Below are 12,374 nucleotides of genomic sequence, written 5' to 3' on the forward strand. Positions count from 1 at the left end.
TCTGCCCCACCACCGGCCCGCAGTAGGGTCACCGCCATGGCTCGCCGCGCGTTCCTCCACGTCGGGACCGCGAAGTCGGGGACCTCGTTCCTGCAGGACCTGTGGTGGCAGCAGCACGACGGCCTCCGCGACCGCTACCTGCTGCTGCCCGGGTCGGGCCGTCGCGACCACTTCGCGGCCGCCGCCGTCGTGAAGGGCATGAGCGACGTGGTGGCGACCTTCGACGACCACGAGCGCGACGCCTGGCGCCGGCTGGTCGACGACACCCGGTCGTGGTCCGGCGACGTGCTCGTCACCAACGAGCACTTCTCCGACACCCCGCCCGAGGCCGTCGCCGCCGCTCTCGCCGACCTCGCCGGCGCCGCCGACGAGGTGCACGTCGTGCTCACCGCCCGTGACCTGGGACGGGTGCTCCCGTCGGCGTGGCAGCAGCGGGTGAAGATGGGTGCCCGTCAGCCCTACCGCCGCTTCCTCGCGACCGTCCGGCGGGGCGAGGGCGACCAGAAGTTCTGGCGCTACCAGGACGTGCCCGGCATCCTCGCCCTGTGGTCCGCCGCCCTCCCGGCCGACCGGGCGCACCTGGTCGTCGTACCCCCGTCGGGGGCTCCGCGCGAGGAGCTGTGGCTGCGCACCAGCGCCGTCCTGGGCCTGGACCCGGCCGGGCTGGAGACCGAGGCCCGGCGTCCCAACGACTCCTTGTCGGTGGTGGAGGCCGAGCTGCTGCGCCGCATCAACGAGCGCGTCCCGCGCCCGCAGCGCTCCCCAGCGCTCACCCGGCACGTCAAGGGCACCTTCGTCCCCCAGGCGCTCGCCGGCTCGGCGCCGCGGGAGGGGTTCGCCCTCCCCGATCGCCATCACGGCTGGATCAGGGAGCGGTCCGAGGAGACCGTCGCCGCCCTGCGTGCCAGCGCGTACGACGTCGTGGGCGACCTCGACGACCTGCTCCCCGCCCTGCCGCGCGAGGGGCGCACTCCCGACGAGGTGGGCGACGACGAGCTGCTCGCCGCCGCTCGTGTGGTCCTGGAGCGGCTCGGTGCCGGTCCGGCCGACTCCCTCGATGTGGCCGTCGAGCTCGTGGCCGCCGACCTGCTCGCCAGGTTCAGCGCGGGATGAGGACCCAGTGGTCGAGGTCGAGCAGCACGCCGTCGGCGTACTTCCCGTCCTCGCCGCGCAGGGTCATCGACTCGTCGCGGCCCTTGGTGGCCACGAGGCGCAGCCGGAGCGCGCCCACCCCCGGAGCGTCGACCGGAGCCTTGTCGAGCACCTCGGTCCACGCGTAGACGGTGTCGCCGGCGAAGGCCGGGGCGACGTGCGCGCCGGCGTTGATCGCGGCGACGAGCTGGGCGTTGGCGAGCCCGTTGAAGGACAGCGCGCGGGCCAGCGAGATCACGTGGCCGCCGTAGACCAGGCGGTTGCCGTCGGGACGGGCCTCGGCGTTGAAGTGCACCTTGGCGGTGTTCTGCCACAGCCGGGTCGCCATCATGTGCTCGGCGTCGGTGAGGGTGACGCCATCGACGTGGTCGATCCGCTCCCCCACCGTGTAGTCGTCGAACCGGTGCGGCTCGCCGGCCGCTGCGACGTCGTACGCCGTGAAGTCGAGGCCGGCAGGCACCACGAGGTCCTCGGGGGCGACCGCGTCCGCCAGCGTCGGCACCACCGTCTCCGGTGCGGGTGCCTCGGCGGAGCGCTTGTGCACCATCACCCAGCGCGCCCAGTCGATCGCCACCTCGCCGCGCTGGTTGGTCGCGGTCGAGCGCACCCAGACCACGCCCGTCCTGCCGTTGGAGTTCTGCTTGAGGCCGATGACCTCCGAGCGGGTGCGCAGCGTGTCGCCGGGCACGACCGGCACGTGGAAGCGGCACTCGGCGTAGCCCAGGTTGGCCACGGCGTTCAGCGACACGTCGGGGACGGTCTTGCCGAAGGCGACGTGGAAGCCGATGAGCTCCTCGACCGGGTGCGGTGACAGCCCGACGGAGGCGGCGAACTCCGCGGACGACGGGATCGCGAACCGCGTCGGGTAGATCGCGCCGTAGAGCGCCCGGTCGCCCTCGGTGACGGTCCGCGGCGTCGCGTGCTCGATCACCTGCCCGACGGTGAAGTCCTCGAAGAAGTTGCCGGCGTTGGTCTTCATGGCGCACATGCTGCCGCAGCGCGGTCGCCCAGGGTGCGCATGGTCACGTGGGATGTGTCACCCCTCGAAGGGATGGCTCCGGATGACCTCACCGCTGGGCGCCGTCCTGAGGTAGCCGGTCTCGCCGAACGTGTTGCCGATGTAGATGGTGACGCCCGGCCCCTGCCCCCGGTCGTTGACCAGGACGTGGGTGAGCCCGCCCTTCGGCACGTCGAAGGTCTTCTCCGCGAGGGCGATGTTCGCGAACATCCGACGCACGTCGACGGTGCCGAGGTCGACGAGCGCCTGCGGGCCGGGCACCGCCGACGCCTGGGTGTCCTGGCGCCAGGTGCCGTCCCAGCTCCAGTGCTCGAAGCGCCTGCGGGCCCTGGACACCGGGACCTGCACTCCCACCCGCTCGGGGTAGAAGCCGACCTCCCAGGCATCGCGGGTGCCGAACTCGTCCTCGTAGGCCCGGATGAACGCCCGCACCTGCGGAGCCGTCATCACGAAGGACGCGGGCACCGCCGTCGCCCGGCCGGACGTGACCGGGACGGGTGTGACACCGATTCCCTCCGACGTGGCGGTGTCCGAGCCCCCGCTCGCCCCGAAGAGGACCAGTGCCCCGACCGCGCTGAGGACGACGAACACGACGAACGCCGCCACCAGCAGGACCACCACCGGGCCGGCTCCCGCGCGGCGGGGCGGCGCCTGGCGGTTCGCGACCGGCACGAAGCCGGCCGGCACCTGCAGGTCGCGGGTGAGGATCTCGAGCTCGTCGAGCGTCTCGGCCGACAGCGCGCGGGACACCCGCAGCTCGCGGTCGGCGTCGCCGAGCTGGCCGTCGACGTACGCCGCCTCGATGACCTCGACGTAGCGGTCGCGGTCCGCGTCCTTCGCACGGAATCCCTCCATGCGCGGGGAGTCTAGGGCCGGCTAGTCCGTGGTGCTGAACGCCGCGTCGAAGGCGGCGTCGGGGGCGTCGAACGCCAGGCGCCGCACGAGCTCCAGCGCCTCCGGTGCTCCGACGAGCCGGTCCATCCCGGCGTCCTCCCACTCGACCGAGATCGGGCCGTCGTAGCCGATCGTGTTGAGCATCCGGAAGCACTGCTCCCACGGGACGTCCCCGTGACCGGTCGACACGAAGTCCCAGCCGCGGCGCGGGTCGGCCCACGGCAGGTGCGACCCCATGCGCCCGTTGCGGCCGTTGCCGACCTGCTTCTTCGCGTCCTTGCAGTCGACGTGGTAGATCCGGTCCTTGAAGTCCCAGAGGAAGCCGACGGGGTCGAGGTCCTGCCACACGAAGTGGCTCGGGTCCCAGTTCAGGCCGAACGCCTCGCGGTGGTCGACGGCCTCGAGGGCACGCACCGTGGTCCAGTAGTCGTAGGCGATCTCGGAGGGGTGCACCTCGTGGGCGAACTTCACGCCCTCGCTGTCGAAGACGTCGAGGATGGGGTTCCAGCGGTCCGCGAAGTCCTGGTAGCCCGCGTCCACCATGTCCTGGGTGGCAGGCGGGAACATCGCGACGTACTTCCAGATAGAGGAGCCGGTGAAGCCGACCACGACGTCGACCCCCAGCTTGCGAGCCGCGCGAGCGGTCATCTTCATCTCCTCGGCGGCGCGCTGGCGTACGCCCTCGGCGTCGCCGTCGCCCCAGATCCGGTCGGGCAGGATGCCGCGGTGGCGCTCGTCGATGGGGTCGTCGCACACCGCCTGACCCTTGAGGTGGTTGCTGATCGCGAAGACCTGCAGGCCGTGCCGGTCCAGCACCTCGCGCTTGGCGGCGACGTAGCCCTCGTCCTCGACGGCGGCCCACGGGTCGAAGTGGTCGCCCCAGCAGGCGATCTCGAGGCCGTCGTAGCCCCAGCCGGACGCGAGCCGGCAGACCTCCTCGAACGGCAGGTCGGCCCATTGGCCGGTGAACAGGGTGACGGGGCGAGTCATCGCGAGCTCCTTCTCTGGACGAGCGTTGCTGGTCGGTGCGGGTGTCCGGCCGGCGACCGGGTGCAGCGGCCGCCTCCGGTCATGCGGGGACGTCCTGCCAGGCGTTGTCGTGCGAGCTCGTCTCGACGGCGGCGAGGACCCGCTGGACCTGCAGGCCGTCGGCGAACGACGGCGCGGGGTCCGTGCCCCCGGCGATGTCAGTGACGAGGTCGACGACCTGGTGGGTGAAGCCGTGCTCGTAGCCGAGCAGGTGGCCCGGAGGCCACCAGGCGGCGACGTAGGGGTGCACGGGCTCGGTGGCGAGGATCCGGCGGAACCCTGCCGTCGCCGCGTCGTCGTCGCCGTCGTAGAAGTGCAGGACGTTCATGTCCTCGAAGTCGAAGGCGATGCTCCCGCGCGAGCCGTTGATCTCGATGCGGATCGCGTTCTTGCGCCCGTTGGCGAACCTGGTCGCCTCGAAGACACCGAGCGCGCCCCCACGGAAGTGGGCCAGGAACGCGGCGGCGTCGTCGACGGTGACGGTGCCATGCTCGGCCCCGCTCGACGCGGTGCCGGCCAGGCCGGTGTGGGTCGTTTCCGGGAGCGGGCGCTCCTTGACGAAGGTCTCCAGCCGCCCCGAGACCGTCGCGATGGTGTCGCCGGTGATGAACTGGGTCAGGTCGACGATGTGGGCGCCGATGTCGCCCAGCGCACCGGACCCGGCCTTCGACTTGTCCAGGCGCCACGACATGGGCGCCTCCGGGTCGACGATCCAGTCCTGCAGGTACTGCGCCCGGACGTGGTGGATCCGGCCCAGCCGGCCCTCGGCGACGAGTCGACGCGCGAGGCCGATGGCGGGCACGCGCCGGTAGGTGAACCCGACCATCGACCGGACACCGGAGGCCTTGGCCTTCTCGGCGGCGGCGACCATCGCCTCCGCCTCCTCGACGGTGTTGGCCAGCGGCTTCTCGCAGAGCACGTGCTTGCCCGCCTCGAGCGCCGCGATGGCGATCTCGGCGTGGGTGTCGCCGGGGGTGCACACGTCGATGAGGTCGATGTCGTCGCGGGCGACGAGCGCCTGCCACGAGGTCTCGCTGGACTTCCATCCCAGCCTGGCCGCGGCCTCGGCGACCTTGGCCTCGTCGCGGCCCGCCACCGCGGCCATGCGGGGGTGGAGCGGGAGGTCGAAGAAGCGCGGTGCGTTGCGCCAGGCCTGCGAGTGAGCCGCGCCCATGAAGGCGTAGCCCACCATCCCCACGGACAGGGTGTCCTGCTGGTGCGTCATCGGTGGTCCTCAGGTCTCGTCGGTGGGTCAGGGGCGGAGGGCCCCCGCCGCCGCGGTCCGGCGGCGGGGGCGTCGACCGCTACCTCAGGACTCGAAGGCGGTGTCGATGAACTGGTCGACGTTCTCCGAGGTCACGACCGGTGCGTAGAGCTGCACCAGTCGGGGCACCTCGACCTCCACCAGGTCGCCCATCGCCTTCTCCTGCACCAGCAGGCGGGCGAGCTTGACGCCGTCGGCGCCCTGCGTGGAGGGGTAGATGACCGTCGCCTTGAGCACGCCCGAGTCCTCCTGGATCGCGCGCATCGCGTTGGCCGAGCCGGCGCCGCCGATCATCGTGAACTCGTCGCGACCGGCGTTCTCGATGGCGGCCAGGACGCCGACGCCCTGGTCGTCGTCGTGGTTCCACAGGTAGTCGATCTTCGGCTCGGCCTGGAGCAGGTTGGCGGCGACCTCCTCGCCGCTCTCGACGGTGAACTCCGCGGCCTGCCGGGCGTCGACGTCGAGACCGCACTCCTTGAGCGCGTCCTCGAAGCCCTGGCTGCGGTCCTGGGTCAGCGGGAGCGAGTCGATGCCGGCGATCTCGGCGACCACCACGTCCTCGTCACCGTCGGCCTGCTGGCAGACGTACTCGCCGGCCGAGACGCCCATGCCGTAGTTGTCGCCGAGGACGGTGACGCGCGCGGCGTTGGGGTCGTCGAACTCGCGGTCGACGTTGATGACCGGGATGCCGGCCTCCATCGCCTTGAGCGCGATCGGCGTCATCGCGGCGCCGTCGAACGGGAGCAGCACGATGGCGTCGACCTTGTCGTTGATGAAGGTCTCGACCTGGCTGATCTGCAGGCTGACGTCGTTGGTGCCCTCGGCGATCTGCAGGTCGAGGTCGGGGTACTCGTCGGCGAGGTCGCGGACGTTCTGGGTGATGGCGCCCATCCAGCCATGGTCGGCCGCGGGTGCCGAGAAGCCGATGGTGACCGTGTCGCCGGCCTCGTCGTTGCCGCCCGCGGCGGCCGCGGGGGTGGAGTCCGAGGAGCCCTCGTCGTCGTTGGCGGCGTCCTCGGCGCTGCCGGTGCAGGCGCTGAGGGCCAGGACGGCGACCGCGCCGACCACGAGGCCGGGGAAGCGGCGGCTCTGCTGCCGTGAGGTGGTGGTGCGCAGTCGCATGGGTTGTGCTCCTTGTGTGCGGTGTGGGTACGGCGGTGCGGGTGGTGCTCCGAGTGCGGGGGGACCTCGACGATCAGGTCGTGGTCGAGCGTCGGGCCAGGCGCTGCTGGAGCAGCACGGCGACGACGATGATCAGGCCCTTGGCGACGGCCTGGGTCGAGCTGTCCTGGTTGTTGAGGACGAACACGTTGCTCAGCGTGCTGAAGATGAGCACGCCGATCACGGTGCCGACGATGGTGCCGCGCCCACCGGTGAGCAGCGTCCCGCCGATGACGACGGCGGCGATCACGTCGAGCTCCAGCAACGTCCCGTGGGTGGAACTGCCGGTCGAGGTGCGGGCGAGGTACATGAGCGCGGCCAGGCCGCAGCAGAGGCCGACCAGCACGTAGAGGAGCACCGTGTGCCGCTTGACGTTGATGCCGGCGAGGCGCGCCGCTTCGGGATTGCCGCCCACGGCCAGGGTCCGTCGACCGAACGTGGTCCGGTTGAAGAGGAACCAGCCGCCCACGGAGACCAGGGCGAAGATGACGACCAGCAGCGGGACACCGAGGACGTCGGCGGACCAGAAGTCCTTGAACCCCTCCACGCGCACGATCTGCGTACGGCGCTCGGAGATGATCTCCGCCAGTCCGCGCGCGGACGCCAGCATGGCGAGGGTCATGATGAACGGCACGATGTTGCCGTAGGCGATCAGCACGCCGTTGACGAGGCCGCAGGCGCCGCCGACCGCGAGGGCGGTGAACACCATGACCAGCCAGTGCGTGTCCTCGGCCATGGTCTGGGTGGCGAAGGTGCTCGCCCACACCGAGGACAGGGCCACGATCGCCCCGACGGACAGGTCGATGCCGCCGCCAGTGATCACGAAGGTCATGCCGATGCTGACCACGCCCACGATGGACGCGAGCCGGAGGATGGTCACCATGTTGTCGACGCTCGCGAAGCGGTCGCCGGCCGTGACCACGCCGACGACGCAGATCACGAGCAGGGCGAGCACCAGGCCGAGGTTGCGTCCGAACGCCCCGCTCATCAGGCCGGCGCCCCGCGAGGTGCCCTCGGGCTCCGCGGCGGCGTGCTCCACCCGGACGCTGTCGTTCGACGGGGCCACGGGGTTCTCGACGGCAGCCAGGTCGGGGCCGTCGGTGCCGGGGGTGGTGCGGTGCTCGCTCATGCGGCGCTTCCTTCCATGACCAGGTCGAGGACCCGGGACTCGTCGATCTCGTGCGCGGGGCCCTCGTGCACGACGCGGCCCTCGCGGACAACCAGCACCCGGTCCGCCAGACCGAGCACCTCCTCCACCTCGCTCGACACGACGACGACGGCGACCCCGGAGTCGGCCAGCGCGCGCACCACGGCGTAGATCTCCGCCCTCGCGCCGACGTCGACGCCGCGGGTGGGCTCGTCGAGCAGGAGCACCCGGCACTCGCGGAGCAGCCACCGCGCCAGGACGACCTTCTGCTGGTTGCCGCCGGAGAGCAGGCGCACCAGCCGGTCGACCCCGGCCGGACGTACGTCGAGGGACTGGGTGACCTCGGCGGCGCGGCGACGCTCGTCGCCGCTGTCGAGGAAGCCGAGGCGGGCGAAGCGGCCCAGGGTGGAGACGGTGACGTTGCGGTAGACCGCCTGGTCGAGCAGCAGGCCCTGGCTCTTGCGCTCCTCGGGCGCCAGCCCGAGACCGGCCTTCACCGCCGCAGGGACGGACCCGCGCCGCAGCTCGCGTCCGTTGACGCGGACGGTGCCGGCGGAGGCACGGCGGGCGCCGTAGACGGTCTCGAGGATCTCGGACCGGCCGGCCCCCACGAGCCCGGCCAGCCCGACGATCTCGCCGGCGTGGACCCTCAGGTCGACGCCGGAGAAGACGCCCGCCAGCTCGAGGTCGCTGACCTCGAGGACGGGTTCGCCCGTCGTCACCACGGCGTCGCCACGGGGCGGGAAGACGTACTCGATCGAGCGACCGGTCATCAGCGTGATGAGGTCGGCCGTGGGCGTCTCGGCCACGGCGAGGCCCGTGGCGACGGTCCTGCCGTCCTTGAGCACGGTGATGCGGTCGCCGATCTGGCGGATCTCCTCGAGGCGGTGGGAGATGTAGACCACGGCCACGCCCTCGGCGGTGAGGTCGCGGATCACCCGGAAGAGGTTGTCGACCTCGCCCTGGTCGAGCACGGCGGACGGCTCGTCGAGGACGAGCAGGCGGGTGTCCTGCGACAGCGCCCGCGCCATGCTGACGATCTGCTGTGCGGCGGGCGTGAGGCGTCCGACCTCGCGCGTGGGAGAGATCTCGCCGTGACCGAGGCGGGCGAGGAGGTCTGCGGCGGCGCGGTTCGTCCGGCCGCGCTGGCTCATCCCGCCCGAGGAGAGCTCGTGGCCGAGGAAGATGTTCTCCGCGACGGAGAGGCCAGGCACCAGGTCGAGCTCCTGGTAGATCGTGGAGATGCCCAGCCTCATCGCCGACTGGGGCGTGGGCAGGGCGACGGGGCGGCCCTCCCAGAGGACCTCGCCCTCGTCGGGCTGGTAGCTGGCCGAGAGCACCTTGATGAGGGTGGACTTGCCGGCACCGTTCTGCCCCAGGAGGCAGTGCACCTCGCCGGGACGGACGTCGAGGTCGACACCGCCCAGCGCCAGCACGCCGGGGAATCGCTTCACGATGCCGCGCATCTCGAGCAGCGGCGCAGTGGTCGGCTGGGTCGTCACGCCCGAACTGTGGCATGCGTCACCGACTTTTGTCGAGTACCTGACAAAAGTGTGGTCTTATCTGTGGAAAGTAAGGACCATGTGCTTGACTCCACCTCGTGCGCACCGGCGAGCTCTTCGACCTCCTCCGCGACGGCAGGCCGTGGACCCGCTCCCAGCTGGCCGAGGCGACCGGCCTCGCGCGGTCCACGGTCGCCGCCCGGATCGACACGCTGATGCGCCTGGGGCTGGTGGCGCCCTACGGCGGCGCTCGTTCCACGGGTGGTCGGCCTCCGACGCTGTTCGCCCTCAACGCCGGCGCCAAGCTGGTGGTCGGGGTCGACGTCGGCGCGACCCACGCGCGCGCCGCCCTCACCGACCTCGACGGCCAGATCCTGGGCGAGACCGACGCCCGGCTCGAGGTGGCGGCCGGCCCCGAGGAGGTGCTCGGCTGGGTGGTCCAGACCGTGCGTGACCTCTTCGCGGCCAGCGACCGTCCGATCGAGGACCTCGCCGCGATCGGCATCGGCCTGCCCGGCCCCGTGGAGCACTCGACCGGACGCCCCATCAACCCGCCGATCATGCCGGGATGGGACCGCTACGACGTGCCGGGGCACCTGCAGCGCGTCTACGACGTGCCGGTCCTCGTCGACAACGACGTCAACATCATGGCCCTCGGCGAGCGCCGCGCCCACCTGCGCGACGTCGACGACCTCGTCCTGATCAAGGTCGCCACCGGCATCGGCGCCGGCATCGTCTCCGGCGGGGTGCTGCAGCGCGGGGCACGCGGCACGGCGGGCGACCTCGGGCACGTCCGGGTCCCCCGGGCCGCCGACGTGCTGTGCCGCTGCGGCAACACCGGCTGCCTCGAGGCGCTGGCGGCCGGTCCGGCGCTGGCGGCGGCGGTCCGCGAGCAGGGCGAGGACGCCAAGACGGGTGGCGACGTCGTCGACCTGGTCCGCGCCGGCAACCCGGTCGCCATGGCGGTCGTCCGCCAGGCGGGGCGCGACATCGGTGAGGTCGTGGCGACCATGACCAACCTGATCAACCCGTCGGTCGTCGTGATCGGCGGTCAGCTGGCCGGCGCCGGCGAGCACCTTCTCGCGGGCATCCGCGAGTCGGTCTACCAGCGCTCGCTGCCCCTGGCGACCGAGCACCTGCGCATCGTCACCTCACGCGCCGGTGGCGAGGCAGCCGTGCTCGGCGCGTCCGCGCTCGCCATCGAGCACGTGCTCTCCCCCGAGGTCGTCGAGGCGGCCAGCGAGGCGATGGCAGCGGCTGAGGCTCAGCGCAGCTTGTAGTCCTTGAGCAGGCTGCGGCCGATGATCATCTTCTGGATGTCGGAGGTGCCTTCGCCGATGAGCATGAACTTGACCTCGCGCATCAGGCGCTCGATCTCGTACTCCTTGGAGTAGCCGTAGCCGCCGTGGATGCGGAAGGAGTCCTCCACGACCTCGTTGGCGTACTCGCTGGCGACCATCTTGGCCATGCCGGCCTCGACGTCCATGCGCTTCCCGGTGTCCTTCAGGCGGGCGGCCTTGACCATCATGGTGTGGGCGACCTCGACCTTGGTGGCCATCTCCGCGAGCCGGAACAGCACCGCCTGGTGCTCCGCGATCGCCTTGCCGAAGGTCTTGCGCTGCTGGGCGTAGGCGATGCCGAGCTCGAAGCCGCGCCAGGCCAGGCCGCACGCGCGGGCGGCGACGTTGACGCGGCCGACCTCGACGCCGTCCATCATCTGGAAGAAGCCCTTGCCGGGCTCCCCACCGAGGATCTGCTCCGCGGCGATCTGGTGGCCCTCGAGGATGAGCTCGGTGGTCTCGACGCCCTTGTAGCCCATCTTGTCGATCTTGCCCGGCACGGTGACGCCCTGGGCGGTCTCGCCGAAGCCGGGCTCCTTCTCGACCAGGAACGTCGTCATGTTCTTGTACACCGACTCCGCACCCTCGTCGGTCTTGGTCAGCACCGCGACCAGCGTCGAGGTGGCGCCGTTGGTCAGCCACATCTTCTGACCCGTGATCGAGTACGACCCGTCCTCGCCGCGGGTCGCCTTGGTCGACACCGCCGAGACGTCGGACCCGAGGCCGGGCTCGGACATGCTGAACGCCCCGCGGACCTCGCCGGTCGCCATCTTGGGCAGGTACTTCGCCTTCTGCTCGTCCGTGCCGTGCTGGATCAGCATGTAGGCCACGATGAAGTGGGTGTTGATCACACCCGACACGCTCATCCACCCCCGCGCGATCTCCTCCACCACCAGCGCGTAGGTCAGCAGCGACTCACCGAGGCCACCGAACTCCTCCGGGATGGTGAGGCCGAAGACGCCGAGCTCCTTGAGGCCCTCGATGATCTCGGTCGGGTACTCGTCGGCGTGCTCGAGCTCCTGCGCCACCGGAATGATCTGCTCATCCACGAACTGGCGCACCGCCTTCAGGATCTCGCTCTGGTCCTCGGAGAGGCCGTCGGTCTGGCAGAGGCGGGGCATGCGGTGGCTCCTGTGCGCTCGTGGGCGGAACGCTCGGAGTCTAGTTATCGCCCGTTCACCTGGGCAGGGCTACGAGCAGAGAGAGAGGTCACACGGGCCGTGGGACGCGTGTGACACGACGTGAGACGATGGAGCGCATGCGACTGACACTGAGCTCCGGAGCCGCCCTCGCCGCCTCGCTCGCCCTGGTGACCAGCGCCTGCGGTGACGACGGCACGGACACCGCCGAGGACCCGGAGTCGGGCTCGTCGGCGACCCCGAGCTCGAGCGCAGAGCCTTCCGAGGAGCCCGCGCAGGTCACGTTCGTCGACTTCGGCGAGGAGCCCGCGCTCAAGCCGCGCTACCGCAAGGCCGCCCTCAAGGCGGTCGACGACAAGCTCATCACCATGGTGCCGTCGGTGCTCCCCGACGGGTGGACCGCCGTCGGCGGCGGCTACCAGGCCGACCCCCAGTGGTGGCGCATGGAGTTCACCAGCCCGACCAGCGACGTCACCCTCGACCAGCTGCCCGGCACCGCCGAGGACGCGCTCGCCGACGCCTCCGGGCTCGCGGCCGTCGACGACGTCGACCTCACCGACTACGGCACCGGCACGTGGTCGGCATGGCAGGCCCAGGACGGCCTGGACGTGATCGCGCTCGACCTCAAGGGCAGCACCGTCGTGCTCCAGGCCGCCTCCCCCGATGACGTGCGTGCGCTCGCAGAGACGTTGCTGCCCGCCGAGGACGCCGGCTTCCAGGAATAGGTG

Annotated in this window: 11 protein-coding genes; 3 read left to right on the plus strand and 8 right to left on the minus strand. The window is 71.3% G+C overall.

The annotated features are described in order from the left end of the window. Positions 1 to 36 precede the first annotated feature (36 nt). On the plus strand, positions 37 to 1,113 hold the full coding sequence (locus tag ASC64_RS17240; RefSeq protein ID WP_056908793.1) for a hypothetical protein: 1,077 nt from the start codon (positions 37 to 39) through the stop codon (positions 1,111 to 1,113). Here ASC64_RS17240 and ASC64_RS17245 read toward each other — a convergent pair. The 7 genes from ASC64_RS17245 to ASC64_RS17275 form a co-directional block, all read right to left on the minus strand. Then, on the minus strand, positions 1,100 to 2,131 hold the full coding sequence (locus tag ASC64_RS17245; protein WP_056908794.1) for a MaoC family dehydratase: 1,032 nt from the start codon (positions 2,129 to 2,131) through the stop codon (positions 1,100 to 1,102). The genes ASC64_RS17240 and ASC64_RS17245 overlap by 14 nt on opposite strands. Positions 2,132 to 2,188: 57 nt before the next feature. After that, a complete protein-coding gene (locus ASC64_RS17250; RefSeq protein WP_056908795.1) occupies positions 2,189 to 3,025 on the minus strand; it encodes a DUF1707 SHOCT-like domain-containing protein in 837 nt (278 codons plus the stop codon). Positions 3,026 to 3,046: 21 nt separating this feature from the next. Beyond that, entirely contained in the window at positions 3,047 to 4,054 is a 1,008-nt protein-coding gene (locus ASC64_RS17255; protein WP_056908796.1) for a sugar phosphate isomerase/epimerase family protein, read from the minus strand. 79 nt (positions 4,055 to 4,133) lie between these two features. Beyond that, positions 4,134 to 5,318, minus strand: a complete 1,185-nt coding sequence (locus tag ASC64_RS17260; protein ID WP_056908797.1) for a Gfo/Idh/MocA family protein — start codon at positions 5,316 to 5,318, stop codon at positions 4,134 to 4,136. Positions 5,319 to 5,402: 84 nt separating this feature from the next. Then, positions 5,403 to 6,479, minus strand: a complete 1,077-nt coding sequence (locus tag ASC64_RS17265) for a substrate-binding domain-containing protein (protein WP_056908798.1) — start codon at positions 6,477 to 6,479, stop codon at positions 5,403 to 5,405. A gap of 73 nt (positions 6,480 to 6,552) precedes the next feature. After that, positions 6,553 to 7,647, minus strand: coding sequence for an ABC transporter permease (locus ASC64_RS17270; RefSeq protein ID WP_056908799.1), 1,095 nt, complete (start codon positions 7,645 to 7,647; stop codon positions 6,553 to 6,555). Continuing rightward, positions 7,644 to 9,167, minus strand: a complete 1,524-nt coding sequence (locus ASC64_RS17275; RefSeq protein WP_235563805.1) for a sugar ABC transporter ATP-binding protein — start codon at positions 9,165 to 9,167, stop codon at positions 7,644 to 7,646. The genes ASC64_RS17270 and ASC64_RS17275 overlap by 4 nt, the downstream gene beginning before the upstream one ends. 98 nt (positions 9,168 to 9,265) lie before the next feature. Here ASC64_RS17275 and ASC64_RS17280 point away from each other — a divergent pair, with 98 nt between their 5' ends. After that, complete coding sequence (locus tag ASC64_RS17280) at positions 9,266 to 10,447, plus strand: ROK family transcriptional regulator (RefSeq protein ID WP_056908800.1); 1,182 nt, start codon at positions 9,266 to 9,268, stop codon at positions 10,445 to 10,447. Here ASC64_RS17280 and ASC64_RS17285 read toward each other — a convergent pair. Beyond that, positions 10,432 to 11,628, minus strand: coding sequence for an acyl-CoA dehydrogenase family protein (locus ASC64_RS17285; RefSeq protein ID WP_056908801.1), 1,197 nt, complete (start codon positions 11,626 to 11,628; stop codon positions 10,432 to 10,434). The two genes, ASC64_RS17280 and ASC64_RS17285, sit on opposite strands and share 16 nt — an antisense overlap. Before the next feature lie 137 nt (positions 11,629 to 11,765). Between ASC64_RS17285 and ASC64_RS17290 the strand changes: the two genes are divergently transcribed. Further along, positions 11,766 to 12,371, plus strand: coding sequence for a hypothetical protein (locus tag ASC64_RS17290; protein ID WP_156385262.1), 606 nt, complete (start codon positions 11,766 to 11,768; stop codon positions 12,369 to 12,371). Positions 12,372 to 12,374: the final 3 nt, after the last annotated feature.

The organism is Nocardioides sp. Root122, from assembly GCF_001425025.1.
Lineage (GTDB): Bacteria > Actinomycetota > Actinomycetes > Propionibacteriales > Nocardioidaceae > Nocardioides.

Bases quoted from the DNA above. Each gene is read 5' to 3' on its own strand.
- ASC64_RS17240 (WP_056908793.1), top strand. From the start codon at position 37: ATGGCTCGCCGCGCGTTCCTCCACGTCGGGACCGCGAAGTCGGGGACC.
- ASC64_RS17245 (WP_056908794.1), bottom strand. From the start codon at position 2,131: ATGAAGACCAACGCCGGCAACTTCTTCGAGGACTTCACCGTCGGGCAG.
- ASC64_RS17250 (WP_056908795.1), bottom strand. From the start codon at position 3,025: ATGGAGGGATTCCGTGCGAAGGACGCGGACCGCGACCGCTACGTCGAG.
- ASC64_RS17255 (WP_056908796.1), bottom strand. From the start codon at position 4,054: ATGACTCGCCCCGTCACCCTGTTCACCGGCCAATGGGCCGACCTGCCG.
- ASC64_RS17260 (WP_056908797.1), bottom strand. From the start codon at position 5,318: ATGACGCACCAGCAGGACACCCTGTCCGTGGGGATGGTGGGCTACGCC.
- ASC64_RS17265 (WP_056908798.1), bottom strand. From the start codon at position 6,479: ATGCGACTGCGCACCACCACCTCACGGCAGCAGAGCCGCCGCTTCCCC.
- ASC64_RS17270 (WP_056908799.1), bottom strand. From the start codon at position 7,647: ATGAGCGAGCACCGCACCACCCCCGGCACCGACGGCCCCGACCTGGCT.
- ASC64_RS17285 (WP_056908801.1), bottom strand. From the start codon at position 11,628: ATGCCCCGCCTCTGCCAGACCGACGGCCTCTCCGAGGACCAGAGCGAG.
- ASC64_RS17290 (WP_156385262.1), top strand. From the start codon at position 11,766: ATGCGACTGACACTGAGCTCCGGAGCCGCCCTCGCCGCCTCGCTCGCC.